This window comes from Streptomyces sp. NBC_00005 (assembly GCF_045160215.1).
Taxonomy (GTDB): domain Bacteria; phylum Actinomycetota; class Actinomycetes; order Streptomycetales; family Streptomycetaceae; genus Streptomyces.
Map to the genome: position 1 here is coordinate 6,390,534 of NZ_CP108316.1, position 19,633 is coordinate 6,410,166.

At 70.3% G+C, this 19,633-nt stretch carries 20 protein-coding genes and 2 pseudogenes; 13 read left to right on the forward strand and 9 right to left on the reverse strand.

The window, feature by feature from the left end; genetic code table 11:
* Positions 1–25: 25 nt before the first annotated feature.
* Entirely contained in the window at positions 26–1,312 is a 1,287-nt protein-coding gene (locus OG303_RS29435) for a hypothetical protein (RefSeq protein WP_405872102.1), read from the forward strand.
* A 67-nt stretch (positions 1,313–1,379) separates the two neighbouring features.
* Here OG303_RS29435 and OG303_RS29440 read toward each other — a convergent pair whose 3' ends face one another.
* On the reverse strand, positions 1,380–2,918 hold the full coding sequence (locus tag OG303_RS29440) for a peptide MFS transporter (protein WP_405872104.1): 1,539 nt from the start codon (positions 2,916–2,918) through the stop codon (positions 1,380–1,382).
* Between the two features lie 297 nt (positions 2,919–3,215).
* On the opposite strand from OG303_RS29440, the gene OG303_RS29445 reads away from it, so the two are divergent.
* Together OG303_RS29445 and OG303_RS29450 are read left to right on the forward strand one after the other, a co-directional pair.
* Complete coding sequence (locus OG303_RS29445) at positions 3,216–3,893, forward strand: response regulator transcription factor (RefSeq protein WP_124003719.1); 678 nt, start codon at positions 3,216–3,218, stop codon at positions 3,891–3,893.
* An 85-nt stretch (positions 3,894–3,978) separates the two neighbouring features.
* Entirely contained in the window at positions 3,979–5,256 is a 1,278-nt protein-coding gene (locus OG303_RS29450) for an ATP-binding protein (protein WP_405872106.1), read from the forward strand.
* A 16-nt stretch (positions 5,257–5,272) separates the two neighbouring features.
* Here the strand turns inward: OG303_RS29450 and OG303_RS29455 are convergent, their stop codons facing one another.
* Positions 5,273–5,788, reverse strand: coding sequence for a GtrA family protein (locus OG303_RS29455; protein WP_405872107.1), 516 nt, complete (start codon positions 5,786–5,788; stop codon positions 5,273–5,275).
* Between the two features lie 196 nt (positions 5,789–5,984).
* Here OG303_RS29455 and OG303_RS29460 point away from each other — a divergent pair, with 196 nt between their 5' ends.
* Positions 5,985–7,124 carry a 5-(carboxyamino)imidazole ribonucleotide synthase gene (locus OG303_RS29460; protein WP_405872108.1) on the forward strand — a complete coding sequence of 380 codons (1,140 nt, stop codon included), beginning with the start codon at positions 5,985–5,987 and terminating at the stop codon, positions 7,122–7,124.
* Positions 7,121–7,654 carry a 5-(carboxyamino)imidazole ribonucleotide mutase gene (gene purE, locus OG303_RS29465; RefSeq protein WP_405872110.1) on the forward strand — a complete coding sequence of 178 codons (534 nt, stop codon included), beginning with the start codon at positions 7,121–7,123 and terminating at the stop codon, positions 7,652–7,654. The genes OG303_RS29460 and purE overlap by 4 nt, the downstream gene beginning before the upstream one ends.
* A 34-nt stretch (positions 7,655–7,688) precedes the next feature.
* Here the strand turns inward: purE and OG303_RS29470 are convergent, their stop codons facing one another.
* Complete coding sequence (locus tag OG303_RS29470) at positions 7,689–8,276, reverse strand: zinc ribbon domain-containing protein (RefSeq protein ID WP_405872111.1); 588 nt, start codon at positions 8,274–8,276, stop codon at positions 7,689–7,691.
* Between the two features lie 209 nt (positions 8,277–8,485).
* Between OG303_RS29470 and OG303_RS29475 the strand changes: the two genes are divergently transcribed.
* Positions 8,486–9,667 carry a dipeptidase gene (locus OG303_RS29475; RefSeq protein WP_405872112.1) on the forward strand — a complete coding sequence of 394 codons (1,182 nt, stop codon included), beginning with the start codon at positions 8,486–8,488 and terminating at the stop codon, positions 9,665–9,667.
* On the opposite strand, the pseudogene OG303_RS29480 reads toward OG303_RS29475, so the two are convergent.
* Positions 9,610–9,840: pseudogene (locus OG303_RS29480) on the reverse strand (alkene reductase); the annotation flags it as partial. The gene OG303_RS29475 and the pseudogene OG303_RS29480 sit on opposite strands and share 58 nt — an antisense overlap.
* A gap of 36 nt (positions 9,841–9,876) precedes the next feature.
* Here OG303_RS29480 and OG303_RS29485 point away from each other — a divergent pair.
* Both OG303_RS29485 and OG303_RS29490 read left to right on the forward strand, forming a co-directional pair.
* Positions 9,877–10,044, forward strand: a pseudogene (locus tag OG303_RS29485) (MerR family transcriptional regulator); the annotation flags it as partial.
* Positions 10,045–10,146: 102 nt separating this feature from the next.
* Positions 10,147–11,253 (forward strand): dipeptidase, encoded by a 1,107-nt coding sequence (locus OG303_RS29490; protein WP_405872114.1) that lies wholly within the window; start codon positions 10,147–10,149, stop codon positions 11,251–11,253.
* Between the two features lie 55 nt (positions 11,254–11,308).
* Here the strand turns inward: OG303_RS29490 and OG303_RS29495 are convergent, their stop codons facing one another.
* Positions 11,309–11,701 carry a VOC family protein gene (locus OG303_RS29495; RefSeq protein ID WP_405877546.1) on the reverse strand — a complete coding sequence of 131 codons (393 nt, stop codon included), beginning with the start codon at positions 11,699–11,701 and terminating at the stop codon, positions 11,309–11,311.
* A gap of 12 nt (positions 11,702–11,713) precedes the next feature.
* Positions 11,714–12,073, reverse strand: coding sequence for a VOC family protein (locus OG303_RS29500; protein WP_405872115.1), 360 nt, complete (start codon positions 12,071–12,073; stop codon positions 11,714–11,716).
* Positions 12,074–12,178: 105 nt separating this feature from the next.
* Here OG303_RS29500 and OG303_RS29505 point away from each other — a divergent pair, with 105 nt between their 5' ends.
* Positions 12,179–12,679, forward strand: coding sequence for a CGNR zinc finger domain-containing protein (locus OG303_RS29505; RefSeq protein WP_405872117.1), 501 nt, complete (start codon positions 12,179–12,181; stop codon positions 12,677–12,679).
* 92 nt (positions 12,680–12,771) lie between these two features.
* Here the strand turns inward: OG303_RS29505 and OG303_RS29510 are convergent, their stop codons facing one another.
* On the reverse strand, positions 12,772–14,115 hold the full coding sequence (locus tag OG303_RS29510; protein WP_405872118.1) for a UDP-glucose dehydrogenase family protein: 1,344 nt from the start codon (positions 14,113–14,115) through the stop codon (positions 12,772–12,774).
* A gap of 200 nt (positions 14,116–14,315) precedes the next feature.
* On the opposite strand from OG303_RS29510, the gene OG303_RS29515 reads away from it, so the two are divergent.
* From OG303_RS29515 to OG303_RS29525, 3 genes are all read left to right on the forward strand, one after another.
* A complete protein-coding gene (locus OG303_RS29515; protein ID WP_405872119.1) occupies positions 14,316–15,473 on the forward strand; it encodes an acyl-CoA dehydrogenase in 1,158 nt (385 codons plus the stop codon).
* 206 nt (positions 15,474–15,679) lie between these two features.
* On the forward strand, positions 15,680–16,042 hold the full coding sequence (locus tag OG303_RS29520; RefSeq protein WP_405872120.1) for a four-helix bundle copper-binding protein: 363 nt from the start codon (positions 15,680–15,682) through the stop codon (positions 16,040–16,042).
* Positions 16,043–16,110: 68 nt separating this feature from the next.
* Positions 16,111–16,929 (forward strand): class I SAM-dependent methyltransferase, encoded by an 819-nt coding sequence (locus tag OG303_RS29525; protein WP_405872121.1) that lies wholly within the window; start codon positions 16,111–16,113, stop codon positions 16,927–16,929.
* Here OG303_RS29525 and OG303_RS29530 read toward each other — a convergent pair.
* Positions 16,922–17,551, reverse strand: a complete 630-nt coding sequence (locus OG303_RS29530) for an HAD family hydrolase (RefSeq protein WP_405872122.1) — start codon at positions 17,549–17,551, stop codon at positions 16,922–16,924. The two genes, OG303_RS29525 and OG303_RS29530, sit on opposite strands and share 8 nt — an antisense overlap.
* Positions 17,544–18,830, reverse strand: a complete 1,287-nt coding sequence (locus OG303_RS29535; protein ID WP_405872123.1) for an LCP family protein — start codon at positions 18,828–18,830, stop codon at positions 17,544–17,546. The genes OG303_RS29530 and OG303_RS29535 overlap by 8 nt, the downstream gene beginning before the upstream one ends.
* A gap of 119 nt (positions 18,831–18,949) precedes the next feature.
* Here OG303_RS29535 and OG303_RS29540 point away from each other — a divergent pair, with 119 nt between their 5' ends.
* A complete protein-coding gene (locus tag OG303_RS29540) occupies positions 18,950–19,507 on the forward strand; it encodes an acyl-CoA thioesterase (protein WP_405872124.1) in 558 nt (185 codons plus the stop codon).
* Positions 19,508–19,633 lie beyond the last annotated feature (126 nt).

A 19,633-nucleotide genomic window follows, 5' to 3' on the forward strand; every position in this document is an offset into this window, starting at 1 on the left:
GCGAAGGAGAGTCACACCGGCCGGCGTGCCTCGGGTACGGAGAGCGGGTGCGGCGACCGTCGCGCTGGTGCTCGGCGGGGCGGGCGCCCTGCTGGGCCTGACCGCCGGGACCGCGCAGGCCGCGGAGGTGTCGTTCGCGACGCACTGCGTGCCGCCCGCGGGCATCGATCCCGTCGACGGCACCACGAAGGTCGAGATCACCGCGCCGGCCACGGCGAAGGTGGGCGACACGGTGGACGTCGTATGGAAGTTCGCCCAGGCCGCCTCCAAGAACCCGGACATCATCGACCTGCCGGCCAACTCGGTCCAGCCGTCCGGCACCCTCAAGGCGGCCGGCGCGCAGACCGCCGCCATCGCGATGCAGGGGACCCGGGAGAACCCGGCCATCCCCAAGGGCGCCGACATGGTGCTGTCCGACATGAAGGGCACCCTGAAGCTGACGACGCCGGGCGAGGTGACGCTGACGCCGGACGCGTACACCGTCAACGCCATGTCGACGGACACCAAGTGCACGCCGACGGAGACGGTGCAGAAGGCGGCGACGATCGAGGTGGCGGCGGGGGACGGAAGCTCGTCGAGCACCACTCCCGACCCGACGGACTCGGCCTCGCAGTCGGCGTCACCCTCGGCCTCGGCCTCCGACACGGCGAGCGCGTCGGCTTCCGCCAGTGACGGCACCGGCAGTGACCAGACCGACTTCACCGGCAAGGAGGTCGACATCCCCTACACCTGCCAGTCGCCCATCGGCGAGAAGAAGGCGACCTCGCCCATCCAGATCAACGCCAAGAAGGACGGCGGGAGTTTCGACCTCACCGTGCAGTTCAAGAAGTCGGTGATGGACAGCCCGGCCGACATCCCCAAGGACTCGGTCAAGCCGTCGATGGAGGTCGTCCTGGGCGGTGCGGACAAGGGCACGGTCCATGTGGAGGGACCGACCAACTCCGAGGCCATCAAGTCGGGCGACCCGATCGAGATCCCGGACCTGACCGGCACCTACAAGCCGGGCGCGGACGGCAGTTCGACCCTCTCCCCGGGCGTCCTGACGATCAACGCCCTGGGCACGACGACCACGTGCACGCCGGACAAGTCCGAGGTCTCCCTGACCCTGGACACGACCGAGCAGGCTAGCGGCGCGTCGGGCGGCTCGTCCACGTCCGGCGGTTCCTCGTCCTCGTCGTCGAGCGGCGGCCTGGCGGAGACGGGTTCGGACGACCACGGCGCACTGAAGGCACTGGGCCTGGTCGCCGGCACGGCGGTTCTGCTGGGCGCGGCGGTGTTCACGTTCATGCCGGGACGGCGACGGATGCGTTGACGTACGCACAGGGAAGGGCCGCCGCACCGGCACGGTGCGGCGGCCCTTCCCTGTGCATGACGCTACGTCAGTGAACGTCACCCATCAGCGACTTCACCTTCCGCCGGTACATCCACACCGCGAACCCGGCGAGAGCCGCGAGGGCCGCTTCGCCGAAGACGGCGGGGGTGCCGCCCAGGTCGACGCCGGCGATCGCCGGATTGGACAGCAGGCTGGTGATCGAGTCGCCCGCGGTGACCGCGAGGAACCACACGCCCATCATCTGGCTGGCGTACTTGGCCGGAGCCATCTTCGTCGTCACCGACAGGCCGACCGGCGACAGGCACAGCTCACCCACGGTCTGGATGAAGTAGATGCCCACCAGCCACATCGGGCTGACCGCGGTGCCGTTCGCCGCCATGCCGAGCGGGATGAGGAAGAAGAAGAACGAGACGCCGATCAGGACCAGGCCCATCGAGAACTTCACGATGGTGCTGGGCTCCTTGCCCTGGCGGTTCAGCCACACCCAGACGAAGGCGAAGACCGGGGCCAGCGCCATGATGAACAGCGGGTTCAGCGACTGGTACCAGGAGGTCGGGAAGTCGAAGCCGAGCAGCGAGGTCGCCGCCTTGCCCTCGCCGAACGCCTGGACGGTGGACGCGCCCTGGTCGTAGATCATCCAGAACACGGCGGCCGCGACGAAGAACCAGATGTAGCCGGTCATCCTCGACTGCTCGGCGGTGCTGAGCTCCTTGTCCCGCTTGATGCGCAGCAGCACACCCGCCGGGACGACCAGACCGATGACGGTGAGCGGGATCATCGCCCAGTTCAGGGTGAAGTGGCCGGTGTACCCGACGACGCCGTAGAAGACGGTCGCGGCGATCAGCCAGAGCAGACCCTTGCGCAGCCAGGCCGCGCGCTCCTCGGTCGCCAGCGGCTTGGGGACGACGCTGCTGCGCGGGCTCAGGTTGCGGGTGCCGAGCAGGAACGCGGCCAGACCGATCGCCATGCCGACCGCGGCCATGCCGAAGCCGAGGTGCCAGCTGACCTTCTGACCGACGGTGCCGATGGCCAGCGGGGCGAAGAAGGCACCCGCGTTGATGCCCATGTAGAAGATCGTGAAGCCGCCGTCGCGGCGCGGGTCGTCCGGGCCGTCGTACAGGTGGCCCACCATCGTCGAGATGTTGGCCTTGAGCAGACCGGAACCGGCCGCGACCAGCGCGAGGCCCGCGAAGAACGGGGCCTGACCACCGGGCAGCGCCAGCGTGACGTGGCCGGCCATGATCGTGACGGCCGCGATGGCCACCGTCTTGCGGGGGCCCCAGACGCGGTCGCCGAGCCAGCCGCCGGGCATGGCGAGCAGGTAGACCATCGCCGAGTAGACGGACACGATCACCGTGGTGGTGGCCACATCCATGGCCAGACCGCCGGCCATGCTCCCCTTGCCGGCGTCGGGGCCGCCGGAGAGCAGGTACACGGTGAGCAGGGCCTTCATGCCGTAGTAGGAGAATCGCTCCCACATCTCGGTCATGAAGAGGGTGGCCAGACCGCGAGGGTGGCCGAAGAAGGTCTTCTCGGAACCGGGGGTGCCCGGGCGGACCGAGTCCTTCGTCAGGCTGGACGCCATGGTTGTTCCTTGCTGGGTGGGGGTTGACCGCACACAAAAGAGACCTTCAGCGTCAAGTGGTTGCCAAAGGTCCCCGCAGTGCTACAGGCGTTGAATCACCATACGGCAGCACACGGACGGATATGGAAGGACTTGAGACACGGATCACAGGCCACTATGGAACCGCGAGCGCTCTTTCGAAGGTCCTCACCACAATCGCACCCCACAGACACAGGTTCGCATCCGTACGGCCAAAGGTAAGAATCACGCGTGCCGATCACACCACAGCACATGTCAAGAGCGGACTACCATCACCTCATGACCCGTGTACTGCTCGCCGAGGACGACGCGTCCATCTCGGAGCCGCTGGCCCGCGCTTTGCGCCGGGAAGGTTACGAGGTCGAAGTGCGCGAGGACGGCCCCACCGCGCTCGACGCCGGCATCCAGGGTGGCATCGACCTGGTCGTGCTGGACCTCGGTCTGCCCGGCATGGACGGCCTCGAGGTGGCCCGCCGACTGCGCGCCGAAGGCCACGCCGTGCCGATCCTCATCCTGACCGCGCGTGCCGACGAGGTGGACACCGTCGTCGGTCTCGACGCCGGCGCCGACGACTACGTCACCAAGCCCTTCCGGCTCGCCGAACTCCTCGCCCGTGTCCGGGCCCTGCTGCGGCGCGGTGCCGCGGAGCCGGCGCAGCCGCCCGCCACGCACGGCGTGCGGATCGACGTGGAGTCGCACCGCGCGTGGATGGGCGACGAGGAACTCCAGCTGACCGCCAAGGAGTTCGACCTGCTGCGGGTCCTCGTGCGGGACGCCGGGCGGGTCGTCACCCGCGACCAGCTGATGCGCGAGGTGTGGGACACCACCTGGTGGTCGTCCACCAAGACCCTCGACATGCACATCTCCTGGCTGCGCAAGAAGCTCGGCGACGATGCGGCGAACCCCCGGTACATCGCCACCGTGCGTGGCGTGGGCTTCCGGTTCGAGAAGAGCTAGTCGGCTACGCGCGTTGCCCCGGCCCGGCGTTCTCAGTCGCCCAGAGGCACACTGGCCGTCGTAATACCGCTGCCCGGAGGGCCCCGTGCGTCGTCGTCTCATTCAGTCCACGCTTGCCGTCGTGCTCGTGGTCATCGCTGTCTTCGGTGTGTCCCTCGTCATCGTCGAGACACGGACCATCAGCAACAGCGCCCAGGAGCGGGTCAGCTCCGAGGCGCAGCGGCTGGCCAGCATCGTGGACAGCCGGCTCATCGGCGCCGGGACCGTCAGCGCGGAAGTCCTGAAGGGGCAGGTCACGGGGGAGCGGTACGCCGTGATCCAGATCCCGGGGCAGTCGGCCATCGAGGTCGGGACCAAGCCGGAGGGCGACGTCATCCGCGGGCGGGCCACGGGTGAGGAGGGCGAGCGGGTCGTCGTCGAGGAGCCGCGCTCGACCGTCAGCCGGGAGGTCGGCCGCACGCTGCTGATCATCGCGCTGGTGGCGCTGCTCGCGGTGGTCGCGGCGGTGGCGCTGGCCATCCGCCAGGCCAACCGGCTCGCCTCCCCGCTCACGGACCTCGCCGAGACCGCCGAGCGCCTCGGCTCCGGCGACCCGCGCCCCCGCCACAAGCGCTACGGCGTCCCCGAGCTGGACCGGGTCGCCGATGTGCTGGACTCCTCCGCCGAGCGCATCGGCCGCATGCTCACCGCGGAGCGGCGCCTGGCCGCCGACGCCTCCCACCAGCTGCGCACCCCGCTGACCGCGCTGTCGATGCGGCTGGAGGAGATCACCCTCACCGACGACCCGGACACGGTGAAGGAGGAGGCCAACGTCGCGCTCACGCAGGTCGAGCGCCTGACGGACGTGGTGGAGCGCCTGCTCACGAACTCCCGCGACCCCCGCACCGGCAACGCCGTCACCTTCGACCTCGACGAGGTCATCCAGCAGCAGCTCGCCGAGTGGCGGCCCGCGTACCGCAGTGCGGGCCGGGCGATCGTGAGCTCCGGGAAGCGGCATCTGCAGGCGGTCGCCACGCCGGGCGCGGTCGCGCAGGTGCTGGCGGCGCTGATCGAGAACTCGCTGATGCACGGCGGGGGCACGGTGGCGCTGCGTACGCGTGTGACCGGCAACCAGGCCGTCATCGAGGTGACCGACGAGGGGCCCGGCGTGCCCGCCGACCTCGGGGCGCGGATCTTCGAGCGCGCGATCAGCGGGCGGAACTCGACGGGGATCGGGCTGGCGGTGGCGCGGGACCTGGCGGAGGCGGACGGCGGGCGCCTGGAGATGCTGCAGACCCAGCCGCCGGTGTTCGGTCTGTTCTTGTCGCGCACACCGCTGAAGCGGCCGCTGACGGAGGACGAGGACCAGCCGACCGTCCGCTGAGCGGCCCGAGGGCGGTTCAGCTCACGTGCTGCTTGGGCTTCGGCCGCTCGGCCTCGGCCGCCCCGGCCTTCTCCAGGAACGATTCCGCGCTCTCGGCGGCCTCCGGGGCCGGCAGCGCCTTGAACACCCAGGTGCGGTACGACCAGAAGCGGAACAGCGTCCCGAGCCCGATGCCGACGACCTTGAAGATGTTCCGCTGCAGCGAGCTTTCCCAGCCGAAGCCGTAGATCGCGGCGTACAGGATGCCGTTCTCGATCACCAGGCCGACCGCGCTGAACGCCAGGAACAGCGTCAGCTCCTTGGTCCGGGCGCTCTTGTCGCGGTCCCGGTACGTGAAGTAGCGGAAGCCCAGGTAGTTGACGCCGATGGCGACGACGGTGGCGATCACGTTGGCGCGCACGGCCTGCAGGCTCGTGAGGTGCCAGAGCAGGTTGGAGACGCCGAAGTTCACCACGGTGCCGAGGGCGCCCACCGCACCGAATTTGGCGACCTCGTGTGTGAGCCTTCGCAGCCCGGCGGAACCATGTCCCATGGCCGTGCAGGCCCCCATTCGGTCGGTTTCGTCAACTCAGCCATGCTAACCACCCCCTCCCCTCAAACGCTGTGGATCGGTTCACAGGTCGGATACAGGTCGGGAAGAGGACCGGAAAAGCCCGGAAAGGTGGGGGTAAGAGACTTTGGAAACGGCCGGAAATCGGTCGCCGCGGCGCGGCCGATACCCTAGGGGCGTGACGTTCCCGGTAGTCGGCATGGTCGGCGGGGGTCAGCTCGCTCGTATGACGCACGAAGCAGGCATCCCGCTCGGCATCAGGTTCAAGCTCCTCAGTGACACCCCTCTGGATTCCGCGGCGCAGGTCGTCAGCGATGTCGTCATCGGCGACTATCGCGACCTCGACACGCTGCGTGAGTTCGCGAGGGGCTGCGATGTGATCACCTTCGATCACGAACACGTACCCACCGAGCATCTACGGGCTCTGGAGGCGGACGGCATTCCCGTGCGCCCGGGCCCCGACGCGCTCGTGCACGCCCAGGACAAGGGTGTGATGCGCGCGAAGCTCGACGCGATCGGCGTCCCGTGCCCACGGCACCGGATCGTGAGCGATCCGGCCGATGTGGCCGCGTTCGCGGCCGAGGGCGACGGCTTCCCGGTCGTGCTCAAGACCGTCCGCGGCGGCTACGACGGCAAGGGTGTGTGGGTCGTCGACTCGGTCGAGGAGGCGGAGGACCCCTTCCGCGCCGGCGTCCCCGTCCTGGCGGAGGAGAAGGTCGACTACGTCCGCGAGCTCGCCGCCAACGTCGTCCGCTCCCCGCACGGCCAGGCCGTCGCGTACCCGGTGGTGGAGTCCCAGCAGGTGAACGGCGTCTGCGACACGGTGATAGCCCCGGCCCCCGGCCTGGACGAGACCCTCGCCCTGCGGGCCGAGCAGCTGGCCCTGAACATCGCCAAGGAACTGGACGTCGTCGGCCACCTCGCCGTCGAGCTGTTCCAGACCCGCGACGGCCGCATCCTCGTCAACGAACTCGCCATGCGCCCGCACAACTCGGGCCACTGGACGCAGGACGGCGCGATCACGTCCCAGTTCGCCAACCACGTCCGCGCGGTCCTCGACCTGCCCCTCGGCGACCCGCGCCCGCGCGCCAAGTGGACGGTCATGGTCAACGTCCTCGGCGGCGACTACCCGGACATGTACTCCGCGTACCTGCACTGCATGGCCCGCGACCCCCAGCTGAAGATCCACATGTACGGCAAGGACGTGAAGCCCGGCCGCAAGGTGGGCCACGTCAACACCTACGGCGACGACCTGGACGACGTCCTCGAGCGCGCACGTCACGCAGCCGGCTACCTGAGAGGCACGATCACCGAATGACCACCGCTGCCGGCCCCGTCGTGGGCATCGTCATGGGTTCCGACTCCGACTGGCCCGTCATGGAGGCCGCCGCGCAGGCACTCGACGAGTTCGAGATCGACTACGAGGTCGACGTCGTCTCCGCGCACCGCATGCCGCGCGAGATGATCGCGTACGGCGAGCAGGCCGCCGAGCGCGGTCTGAAGGTGATCATCGCGGGCGCCGGCGGCGCCGCTCACCTCCCGGGCATGCTCGCCTCCGTGACCCCGCTGCCGGTGATCGGCGTCCCGGTCCCGCTGAAGTACCTCGACGGCATGGACTCCCTCCTGTCGATCGTGCAGATGCCGGCCGGCGTGCCCGTCGCGACCGTCTCCGTCGCCGGCGCCCGCAACGCCGGTCTCCTCGCGGCCCGCATCCTGGCCACGCACGACGAGGAACTCCTCGGCCGCATGCGGGAGTTCCAGCAGGAACTGAACGACCAGGCCACCGAGAAGGGCAAACGCCTGCGCACCAAGGTCGAGGTCGCGGGCAGCTTCGGCTTCGGGAATTGAATGCTCCTCCCCGTCTTCGAGGGGGATTCCTGGCTCACGCTGCTCGGTCGCTCAGCGAGCGGTCGAGTCTTACGCGATCAGCACCAGCCGGGTCCAGACCTGCCCGGACAAGCATCACGCGGGCGGAGTTCTTGTCCCTGGGGGACATGGCTCCACACGCGGTGCACGTGTAGGTACGTTCCGAAAGAGGAAGTGCGTGCTTGGTTCTCGCTCCGCACTGCGCGCAGTCCATTGTGGTGTGCGCCGGGTGCACGAGACGGACATCCCGCGCGTGCTTCGGCATCCCGGCGCGACGGTGTCCGGGCAGCCCTTGCACGATGTCCTTCACAGCCTTGGTGCGGGACTTGCCGAAGTCGCGAATGATCTGCTGCTGCGGAACCGAACACCCCATCCGCAGCCATGCGTTGTTCGCCCTGGCCTCGGTGAGCATGCGGTCGAGGCGGGCCGGGCCGCACGTCTCGCCGTCCCGGTGGGCTTTCACGGAACGGGCGACACACTCGTTCCAGACCCAGCGGCAGCGGACCCACTCAGCCTCCAACACGGCAGCGGTGACCGACGACACGCGCAGCCGGTAGGTGTAGCGGGCGTGTCCACCCAGTGGAGCCGCCTTCAGTTCAGCCACGCCCTCACCCCCTCAACGGCCGTCCGCGCGCAACGTCGCTGCACTTCCAACTCTCGGACGGAACCGTACGTACGACGGCCGCACGTCCGTGCCCCGATCTCGCGATCAACGCCCCAACGGGTGGATGTGGGCACATGTATTCGCATCATTCCGTGTCCGTTCCTTCCCGGCGTGGCTGTCGGGACCTTCGTAAGAAACAGGTGATGCCCATGACCGCACTGGAGGAAGCCCGCGAGCTCCTGCGCGAGTTCCCGGTCGTCGACGGGCACAACGACCTGCCCTGGGCGCTGCGCAAGGTCGGTTACGACCTCGACGCCCGCGACATCGCCGTACACCAGAACGCCCATCTGCACACCGACATCCCGCGCCTGCGCGAGGGCGGTGTCGGCGCGCAGTACTGGTCGGTGTACGTCCGCTCGGACCTGCCGGACGCGGTGCCCGCGACGCTGGAACAGATCGACTGCGTATGGCAGTTGCTGGCGCGCTATCCGCAGGATCTGGCGCCCGCGCTGACGGCCGCCGACATGGAGTCCGCGCGCGGCGAGGGCCGTATCGCCTCCCTCATGGGGGCGGAGGGCGGGCACTCCATCGCCTGCTCCCTCGGCACGCTACGGGGGCTGTACGGGCTGGGTGTCCGCTACATGACGCTCACCCACAACGACAACATCCCGTGGGCGGACTCGGCGACCGACGAGCCGAACGTCGGCGGCCTGTCGGCCTTCGGCCGCGAGGTCGTCCGGGAGATGAACCGCCTCGGCATGCTCGTCGACCTCTCGCACGTGGCGGCGACGACGATGCGGGACGCGCTGGACGCGACCTCCGCGCCGGTGATCTTCTCCCACTCCTCGTCGCTGGCCGTCTGCGACCACCCTCGCAACATCCCGGACGACGTCCTGGAGCGGCTGTCCGGCAACGGCGGCGTCGCGATGGTGACGTTCGTGCCGAAGTTCGTGCTCCAGGCGGCCGTGGACTGGACGGCGGCGGCCGACGAGAACCTGCGCACCCACGGTTTCCACCACCTGGAGACCAGCCCGGAGGCGATGAAGCTCCACCGTGCCTTCGAGGAGCGCACCCCGCGCCCGGTCGCCACGGTCTCGACGGTGGCGGACCACCTGGACCACATGCGCGAGGTCGCCGGCGTCGACCACCTCGGCATCGGCGGCGACTACGACGGCACGGCCTTCACGCCGGACGGACTGAACGACGTCTCGGGCTACCCGAACCTGATCGCCGAGCTGCTGGACCGCGGCTGGTCCAAGCCCGACCTGGCCAAGCTGACCTGGCAGAACTCGGTCCGGGTGCTGGGCGCGGCCGAGGACGTGGCCCGCGACCTTCAGGCGACCCGCCCGGCGTCGAACGCGACGATCGAGTCGCTGGACGGGGACGGCTGAGCGGCGGTTTCGCCGAGGGCGGGGTAGTCGGTGTAGCCGTCGGCCCCGCCCACGTACATCAGGTACCGGTCGCGGACCGGGTTGAGCGGAGCGCCCAGCCGCAGCCGTGTCACCAGGTCCGGGTTGGCGAGGAACGGCCGGCCGAGCGCGACCAGGTCGGCCCCGGCGGCCGGCATGTCCCGGGCGGCCCGGGTGACGGCCCCGGTGCCTGCATGCGGGACGCCGACGGCGGGCCGTCCGCCGTGGCCACGCCGCGGCTGGTCGCCGACCTCGCCGCGGAGCGCGAGCGCATCGACCGTACGATCGCCGACCTCGTGCGCTCCCGGGACACCCTCGACGAGGTGATCGAGGTGATCGAGGCGGCGAGGGGTCGCTGAACCGGCGGGCCCCCGAACGCCCCACCCACCAGGAAGCCCCCTCGGCTCCGTGCGACGGTGGCCGTACCCCCATCGGGACGATCGCGACGTACGGAGCCCGCCATGGCAGACCTCCAGGACGAACTGCACACCACCAGTGAGCTCGACGGCCTGCCGGACCCCTTCGAGGCCAGGTCGTACACGCCCGTCTCCGATCCGGACACCGCCCCCGTGGAGCGCGCCCGCGCCATCCTCGCCGCCCACCCCGTGGCCGACGGCTACAGCGGACTGCCGTGGGCGCTCAGGCACCTGCCCTGGTACGACCTGGAGATGGGCGAGAGCTCCGTCGACACGGACGTGCCGCGGCTGCGCGAGGGGCACGTGGGCGCGCTGTTCTGGTCGCTGCACCTGCCGGAGGGCATCGTCGGGGACCGGGTCGTCGGCGCGACCCTGGAGCAGTTGGACCTCGTGAACATCGTCGTACGGGCCCATCCCGAGGGCCTGCGGCTCGTGTGCACCGCGGGGCAGGCCACCGACGCCCGCAACTGCGGCCGTATCTCCGTCCTGCTCGGCCCCGCGGGGGCGGCCGCCCTCGGCGACTGCCTGGGCATCCTGCGCGCCCTGTACACCCTCGGCCTGCGCGTTCTGACCCTGTCCGGTGTGTCCTGGGCGAGCGAGGCCGGGCTCACCCGGTTCGGCGAGGAGGTGGTGCGCGAGATGAACCGGCTCGGTGTCCTCGCCGACCTGTCCGGCGCCTCCGCGGACACCGTCCGCCGCGCCCTCGCGGTCTCCAGGTCGCCGGTCCTGTTCACCCGCTCCGCCGCCCGCGCCCTGCGCCCCCACCCGGCCAACCTCCCCGACGAGTTGCTCGCCGAGGTGGGTGCCGCCAAGGGCCTGTGCATGGTGCCGCTGACGCCGGAACAGACGGGCCCGTCCGTCCGGGACGTCGCCGACCACCTCGACCATGTGCGCGAGGTGGCGGGGCCCGAGTGTGTCGGCCTGTCCGGGACGTACGACGCCGGCACCGCCCACCCCCAGGACCTCGGCGACGCCTCCTGCTATCCGCACCTCATCGCCGAACTGCTCGGCCGCGGCTGGTCCGAGCCCGACATCGCCCTGCTGACCTGGGGCAACGTCCAGCGCGTCCTGCGCAGCGCCGACTTCACGGCCCGCGCGGCCCAGCAGCGCCGGGAGCCGTCCACGGCGAAGATCGCGGAACTGGACGGCTGACCCCGGGCCGGTCCCCGGCCGGTCGACGGTTGACCTGCGACCGTCTGCGACCGGCCTACGGGTGCTCGATCCGGCAGAGGCAGAACGGGTGCCCGGCCGGATCGGCGTACACCTGGAAGTCCTTCTTCTCCCGGTCCTCCAGATCCAGCGGCCGCGCGCCCAGCGCCAGCACCTTCTCGTGCGCCACGTCGATCTCCTCCCACGTCGACCCGGCGTCGAAGTCGATGTGGAACTGCTGCCCGTTGCGGTCCGCGCGCGGCCACTCGGGCGGCGTGAAGCCTTCCACCCGCTGGAAGCCGAGCCGGGGTCCGCCGGGGACCTGGAGTACGACCCACTCCTCGTCCTCCGGGTGCGGGGTACCGCCGCAGACCTGCGCGTAGAACTCGGCGAGCGCGAGCGGATCCGGGCAGTCGATCACGACGTTGCGGAAACGGGCCACAGTCACGATGGGTCCTCCTGGTCAGCAGGCGCAGAGACAGAACGGGTGCCCCGCCGGGTCCGCGTAGACACGCCAGCCGCGGGAGTGGTCCTCAGCATCCAGCGGCTTCGCGCCCAGCGCCAGTACGCCCGCCTCGGCCGCGTCCAGGTCGTCGACGGTCAGGTCCAGGTGGAACTGCTGCGAGTGGTCGGGCGCGGGCCACTCCGGGGCCACGAAGCCGGGGGAGGCCTGGAAGGCCAGCGTCTGGCCGCCGGGGGTCTTCAGGTCCACCCAGTCGCCCTCTCCCTCGACGGTGCCGCCCAGCAGTTCGGCGTAGAAACCGGCCAGCGCGCGCGGGTCGGGACAGTCCAGGACTACGGCACCCAGCTTGGCGAGAGCCATGACTCCTCCTCGAAGGCGGTGTTACCCGGAGACGGAGTTACCTATAGAGACCTGCAACAGGTAACGGTTACTGCATGCTCTCGCATTGGAGGTAACGTCGCAAGCATGAGTGAGAGATCGGCCGCACCGGGCGGCCTGGTCCTGGTCGAGTCCCTGGTGAACACGCTGGACCTCGAGTCGGGAGCCGACGCCCTCGACACCGCGGACGGCCGCGCGCCCTTCGGTCTCACGGAGGCGGAGGTGCCGGGGGCGCGCGAACTGCGTGAGTCACTGCGCGCGGTGCTGCTCGCCCACGCGGGCCACCCGCCGCACGCCCAAGTCACCCCTCTCGACGACCTGTTGGCCTCGGCGCCCCTGCGCGTGACCGTCGACGCGGAGGACGGCTCGGCCGCCCTCGCGCCCGCCGACGTACGCCCCCTGCACTCCCGTGTGGCAGCCGCCGTCGCCGAGGCCCTGGTGGCGGGTACCTGGCTGCGCCTGAAGGCCTGCGAGGCCGTCACCTGCCACTGGGCGTACTACGACCGCAGCCCGGCCGGCCGCGGCCGCTGGTGCTCGATGCAGGTGTGCGGGGCGCGCGCGAAGATGCGCCGGTACCGGGCGAAGTAGTTCACCGGCCGCGCCGCGGGCCGGTGGTGCAGAATGCAACAAGACGCCGGTTCGGCCGACTGAGCCTCGGCCGAACCGGCGTCGCCTTTCCATCAGGCCATGGGGCGCCCCATCGCCCGGTACGTCCACCCGGCCTTGCGCCACAGCTCCGGGTCGAGGGCGTTGCGTCCGTCCAGGATCACCCGGTCCGCCGCGACCGAGCCGAGCTCCGCCGGGTCCAGCTCGCGGAACTCCCGCCACTCCGTCAGGTGCAGTACGACGTGGGCGCCCCGTACCGCCTCCATCGCGGTGTCCGCGTAGCCGAGCGTCGGGAAGACCCGGCGGGCGTTGTCCATGCCCTTGGGGTCGTAGACGGTGACCTGGCCGCCCTGGAGGTGGATCTGCCCGGCGACGTTCAGGGCGGGGGAGTCCCGGACGTCGTCCGAGTCGGGCTTGAAGGTCGCGCCGAGCACCGCGACCCGCTTGCCCAGGAAGGGCCCGCCGCCGAGCACCTGCCGCGCCAGCTCCACCATCTGCCCGCGCTGGCGCATGTTGATCGAGTCGATCTCGCGCAGGAAGGTCAGCGCCTGGTCGGCCCCGAGCTCACCGGCGCGCGCCATGAACGCCCGGATGTCCTTGGGCAGACAGCCGCCGCCGAAGCCGATGCCCGCCCGCAGGAACTTCTTGCCGATCCGGTCGTCGTACCCGATCGCCTCGGCCAGCTTGGCGACGTCGCCGTTCGCGGCCTCGCAGACCTCGGCCATGGCGTTGATGAAGGAGATCTTGGTGGCGAGGAAGGAGTTGGCGGACGTCTTCACCAACTCGGCCGTCGGGAAGTCCGTCACGACGAACGGCGTCCCCTCGGAGATCGGCGTCGCGTACACCTCGCGCAGCAGCTTCTCCGCCCGCTCGCTGCGCACACCCACCACCAGCCGGTCCGGGTGCAGGGTGTCCTGCACCGCGAAGCCCTCCCGCAGGAACTCCGGGTTCCAGGCCAGCTCGGCGTCCTCGCCCGCCGGCGCGTGCTCGGCGAGGTAGGTGGCGAGCCGGTCGGCGGACCCGACGGGCACGGTGGACTTGCCGACGACGAGGGCGGGGCCGGCCAGGTGCGGGGCGAGGGAGGCGACGGCGGCGTCGACGTACGACATGTCGGCGGCGTACTCGCCGTGCCGCTGCGGAGTGTTCACGCACACGAAGTGCACGTCGCCGAAGGCGCCGACCTCCGCCCAGTCCTGCGTGAAGCGCAGCCGCCCGCTCGATCCGTCGAGCCCCGCGACGTGCTTGCGCAGCAGCTCCTCGAGACCCGGCTCGTACATCGGGGCCTCGGCCCGCTCGAGCTTCTCGATCTTCTCCCGGACGATGTCGAGGGCGAGCACCTCGAAGCCCAGCTCGGCCATGGCCGCGGCGTGGGTGGCGCCGAGGTAGCCGGTGCCGATCACGGTGATCTTGAGGCTCATGGATGCTCCAGAGAGGTACGGCTTTCGCTGCGGTGCCCGAGCATATCCGGGGCCTGCCGCGGCCTTTCAGCGGGCACTTTCCCGCTGTCGCCAAGCTCACGTATCCCTCCCGTGGGACGGCCCCTAAAATTTGAGTTACTTAACGGTAATTAGCACCAGCACCACAGTGCGTCAGAAGCGTCCTTGGAGCGTGAGAGACCTTGGCCGGATCGGCTGACTTCGACCTGTACCGCCCGTCCGAGGAGCACGACATGCTCCGCGATGCGATCCGTTCACTGGCCGAGGCGAAGATCGCGCCGTACGCCGCCGTGGTGGACGAGGAGGCCCGCTTCCCGCAGGAGGCACTGGACGCCCTGGTCGCGGGCGACCTGCACGCGGTCCACGTCCCCGAGGAGTACGGCGGCGCGGGCGCGGACGCGCTGGCGACGGTGATCGTGATCGAGGAGGTGGCGCGCGTCTGCGTGTCCTCGTCCCTCATTCCCGCCGTGAACAAGCTCGGCTCGCTGCCCGTCATCCTCTCCGGCTCCGAGGAGCTGAAGAAGAAGTACATGACGCCGCTCGCCAAGGGCGACGGGATGTTCTCGTACTGCCTCTCCGAGCCGGACGCGGGCTCGGACGCGGCCGGCATGAAGACGAAGGCGGTCCGCGACGGCGACTCCTACGTCCTCAACGGCGTGAAGCGCTGGATCACCAACGCGGGTGTCTCGGACTACTACACCGTGATGGCGGTCACCGACCCCACCAAGCGTTCCAAGGGCATCTCGGCCTTCGTGGTCGAGAAGTCGGACGAGGGTGTCTCCTTCGGTGCCCCGGAGAAGAAGCTCGGCATCAAGGGGTCCCCGACCCGCGAGGTGTATCTGGACAACGTCCGGATCCCCGCCGACCGCATGATCGGCGAGGAGGGCACCGGTTTCGCCACGGCGATGAAGACCCTCGACCACACCCGCATCACCATCGCCGCCCAAGCCCTCGGTGTCGCGCAGGGCGCCCTCGACTACGCCAAGGGCTACGTCCAGGAGCGCAAGCAGTTCGGCAAGCCGATCGCCGACTTCCAGGGCATCCAGTTCATGCTCGCCGACATGGCCATGAAGATCGAGGCCGCCCGCGCCCTGACGTACCAGGCCGCGGCGAAGTCGGAGCGCGGCGACAAGGACCTGACCTTCCAGGGCGCGGCGGCGAAGTGCTTCGCCTCGGACGTGGCGATGGAGGTCACCACGGACGCGGTGCAGCTGCTGGGCGGGTACGGCTACACCCGCGACTACCCGGTGGAGCGCATGATGCGCGACGCGAAGATCACGCAGATCTACGAGGGCACGAACCAGGTCCAGCGCATCGTCATGGCGCGCAACCTGCCGTAGCCGTCCGGTCGGCCGGTCGCCTTCTCGTACCGATCGGCCCAGCGACACCGAAGCCCCCGGAGGGATTCCGGGGGCTTTTGTCGCTTTGGTGGCGTGGCATTCGTAGTGCATTGTTGCGGTCCGCCCGATGGCGCCGGGTTCCGGGCGGGCGTAGGACAGAAGGGCACGGGGCCCGCCCCGGGTCCCTCTCCCTCCCTGGAGGAGCCATGACCCAGCCCGGAACCATGCCTGCCATGACCAAGGAGATGCAGGACTGCGTCGAGGCCTGCATGTCGTGCCACAACATCTGCGAGGAGACCATGAGCTCCTGCATGCAGATGGGCGGCCAGGCCCAGATGCAGATCATGCGCGCGCTCATCGACTGCTCCGAGATGACCCGCATGTGCGCGGACATGATGATGCGCCGCTCGCCCATGTCGGCCGAGATGTGCGCGATGTGCGCCAAGGCCTGCGACATGTGCGCGGAGGCGTGTATGTCCATGCCGGACGACCGCCAGATGATGCGATGTGCTGAGGCGTGTCGCCGCTGCGCCGAGACGTGCCGCGCGATGGCGGGCGCCACGATGTGAGCGTCGCCTGACCGGTCTCAGGGGCACCCTCGAGGGTGCCCCTGATCCGTGTGGGGCAGGCTGCCCCCATGACGATCGACGCCACGCAGAACTTCGATGCGGCCGAGCGGGAGATGTGGGACGGGGCGGCGGAGGCGTACGCCGGGAGTTTCGCGCGGCTGTGTGCCCACCCCGTGGAGGGGCTGCTGGATGCTGCCGGGGTCCGGCAGGGGACCCACGTCCTCGACGTCGGGACCGGGACGGGGGCGGCTGCCCTGGCGGCGCTGGGGCGTGGGGCGCGGGCGGTGGCCGTGGACGCCGATGCCGGCATGGTCGGCACGGCGCGGCGGCGCGGGGTCGATGCGCGGGTCGGCGTGCTGCCCGAACTCCCCTTCCCGGACGGCGAGTTCGATGCCCTCGTCGGGAACTTCGTGCTCAACCACGTCGGTCGGCCGCGGGCCGCGCTCGCCGAGGCACGACGGGTGCTGCGGCCCGCCGGGCGGGTCGCCGTGACCGTGTGGGGCGGCGGGCGGAACGTCGGGATGGAGTTGCTGGGGCGGGCCTGCGAGGCCGCGGGAGCCGTGGCACCGGCGTATCTTCCGCGGCTCGATCCCGACGAGGACTTCGAGCGCACGGCGGACGGGGTCGCGGGGCTGCTCGCGGGCGCCGGGTTCGGGGAGGTGCGGTGCGTCGAGGTGGGCTGGGCGCACCGGGCCGGCGTCGAGGAGTGGTGGAGCGGGGCCGCCGCCGGAATCGGGAGCATGGGGCGCCTCGTCACCTCGCAGGCCCCGGAGACCGTCGTACGGATCAGGCGGGAGTACGAGCGTCTCGCTGCCGAATTCACGAACGGCGAGGGGCGGTTGGTGCTGCCCTGCACCGCGTTGCTCGGTTCCGCAGCCGTCAGGTGAACATGGGCTCCAGCGCCCGCTCCAGGTCCGCCGCCCCGTGGAAGTGCACGCCCTGCATGCCCAGTGCGGTCGCCGCCGCGACGTTCTGTTCGTTGTCGTCCACGAACAGGCAGCGTTCGGGGCGTACGCCGGCCAGGCTCGCCGCGAGGCGGTAGATGCGGGGGTCCGGCTTGGCGAGGCCGACGCGGGCGCTGTTGACGACGTCGTCCGCGAGGTCGGCCAGGCCGAGGGCGGTGAGGTCGTCCTCGAGGCGGAGGGTCGCGTTGCTGACGAGGACCAGGGGGAGCCGGGTGCGGGCCCGGCGGAGCAGGGAGACCACCGTCCGGTCGGCCGAGAACGGCGATTCCAGCAGGGCGGAGCCCAGCTCCCACGCCGTCGACTCCTCGGGGACCATTCCGGCCAGACCGTCGGCGATGGACTGCGCCCACTCCTGCAGATCGACCCGGCCCAGCACCACCGGGTCGACGACCTCCGGCGCGAAGGCCACCTTCGTCGTGGTGCCCTCCGCCAGCCCGGCCGCACGCTCCAGGGCGTGCAGACCGGACGGGTCGAAGGTGCGGATCACGTTGTCCACGTCGCAGAGCACCGCGTCGAACGGTGCTCCGCCAGGTCTGTCACTCACCGGAGACCGTGATCTTCTGGTCGTTGTTCAGCTCGTTCACCAGGGTCTTGACCTTCGCCTTGTCCCAGACGAGGTTGCCGCCCGTGGACCCGGAGATCGGCATGTTCATCGACGTGCCGTCACCGCCGCTGACGCCCTTCATCGCCCAGAACATGGACGCCAGGTCCCACAGGCTCATGTCCTTGTCGACGGTCAGGGAGTCCAGGCCCGCGCCCATCGTCGGGTACAGCTTGAACGGGTTCAGGATGGTCGACGGGGTCGCCACCTGGTGCGCCAGCGCCGACAGGAACTTCTGCTGGTTCTTGGTGCGCTGCAGGTCCTGCGCCGCGAAGGCGTGGCGGGTGCGGACGAAGGCCAGCGCCTCCTCGCCGTTCAGCGTCTGCTTGCCCGACTTGAAGTCCGCGCCCGAGTCCTTGTCCTTGAAGCCCTTGTCGATGTCGATCGTCACACCGCCGACCGCGTCCACGATGTTCGCGAAGCCGGCGAAGCCGATCTCCACGTAGTGGTCGATGTGCAGGCCCATGTTGGCCTCGACCGTGCGGACCAGCAGCGTGGGGCCGTCCTCCGCGTACGCGGCGTTCAGCTTCGTCTGCCGGCCCGTGCCCTGGTAGGTCTTGCCGGACGTCGACCCCTTGTACGTCGGGATCGTCACGTTCGAGTCGCGCGGCAGCGAGATCAGCGTGTCGCCGCTGTCGCCGACGTGCAGGATCATCATCGAGTCGGTCCGCTTGCCCTCCGCGGAACCCGTGTGCAGGTTCTTCTTCTGCTCGTCGGACAGCCCGGCACGGCTGTCGGAGCCGACGATCAGGTAGTTCGTGCCGTCGCCCGCCTCGGGCCGGTCGAGGACCGTGGACAGGTCGACGTCGCGGTGCAGCTTGGAGTCGGCCCAGAAGTACGTGGCGACCGACGTCACGACCAGCACCGTCACCAGCGTGATCGCCGTCCACTTGATACGACGGCGCCAGTTCGGCCGCGGCCGCAGATCGCCCGGCTCACCGCCGCCGCCCGGACCGCCGCCGCCCGGCGAGCCGTAGACCTGGCCGGTGTTGTAGCCACTGTCGTAGTCGTCGCCGCCGTACCCCTGGCCGTCGGCGTACGTCGGCTGCTGGGGCACCCCGCCGCCGTACGGCGGGGCGGGGCGGCCGGAGCCTCCGTACGCGCCCGAGTTGGGCCGGCGGACCTGCCGCATCGCGCGTGCGCCCTCGGGGCGTGCGCTCGCGCTGCCGCGTCCGTACTGGTTGCGGTTGTCGTCGGACCATGCCTCGGGCCAATCGTTCATGGGCCCCAGTGTGCAGGGAGCGGCCGTGTCCTTTACAAGGGTCGTCGGAAAATCAGGGCACTGCTGTTGCGAACCCAACACAAAGTCCGCAGATGTCACCTCGGCATAAGGTGGAGGCCATGACAGATCAGGCCCCGGCCGCGGAACCGGATACTGCGGATATCCCGGGCAGGCCCACCTCGGCGTCCCGGACCACGCTCAGCCACATCATGACCCACAACGACACGAACCTTCTGGGTACGGTGCACGGCGGCGTGATCATGAAGCTGGTGGACGACGCGGCGGGCGCGGTGGCCGGCCGGCACAGCGGCGGGCCCGCGGTCACCGCCTCCATGGACGAGATGGCGTTCCTGGAGCCGGTCCGCGTCGGCGACCTCGTCCATGTGAAGGCCCAGGTCAACTGGACCGGCCGCACCTCCATGGAGGTCGGCGTCCGGGTCCTGGCCGAGCGTTGGAACGAGTCCACCCCGCCCACCCAGGTCGGCTCCGCCTACCTGGTCTTCGCCGCCGTGGACGCCGACGGCAAGCCGCGCCGGGTGCCGCAGGTGCTCCCCGAGACGGAGAAGGACCGGCGTCGCTACCAGGAGGCCCAGATCCGCCGCACCCACCGGCTGGCGAGGCGGCGGGCGATCATGGAGCTGCGGGAGAAGCGTGCCGCCGAGGGTCTCGACGACTAGGGCCCTTCTGATGGATGTCCGCGGCGTCGCGACGCCCGGCACGCACGCTCACCGCACGGCGCGAAGGGCCAGGTGGCTCCGCCACATGACCCTCCACGCCGCACGCCGATCGCACACACCGAACGC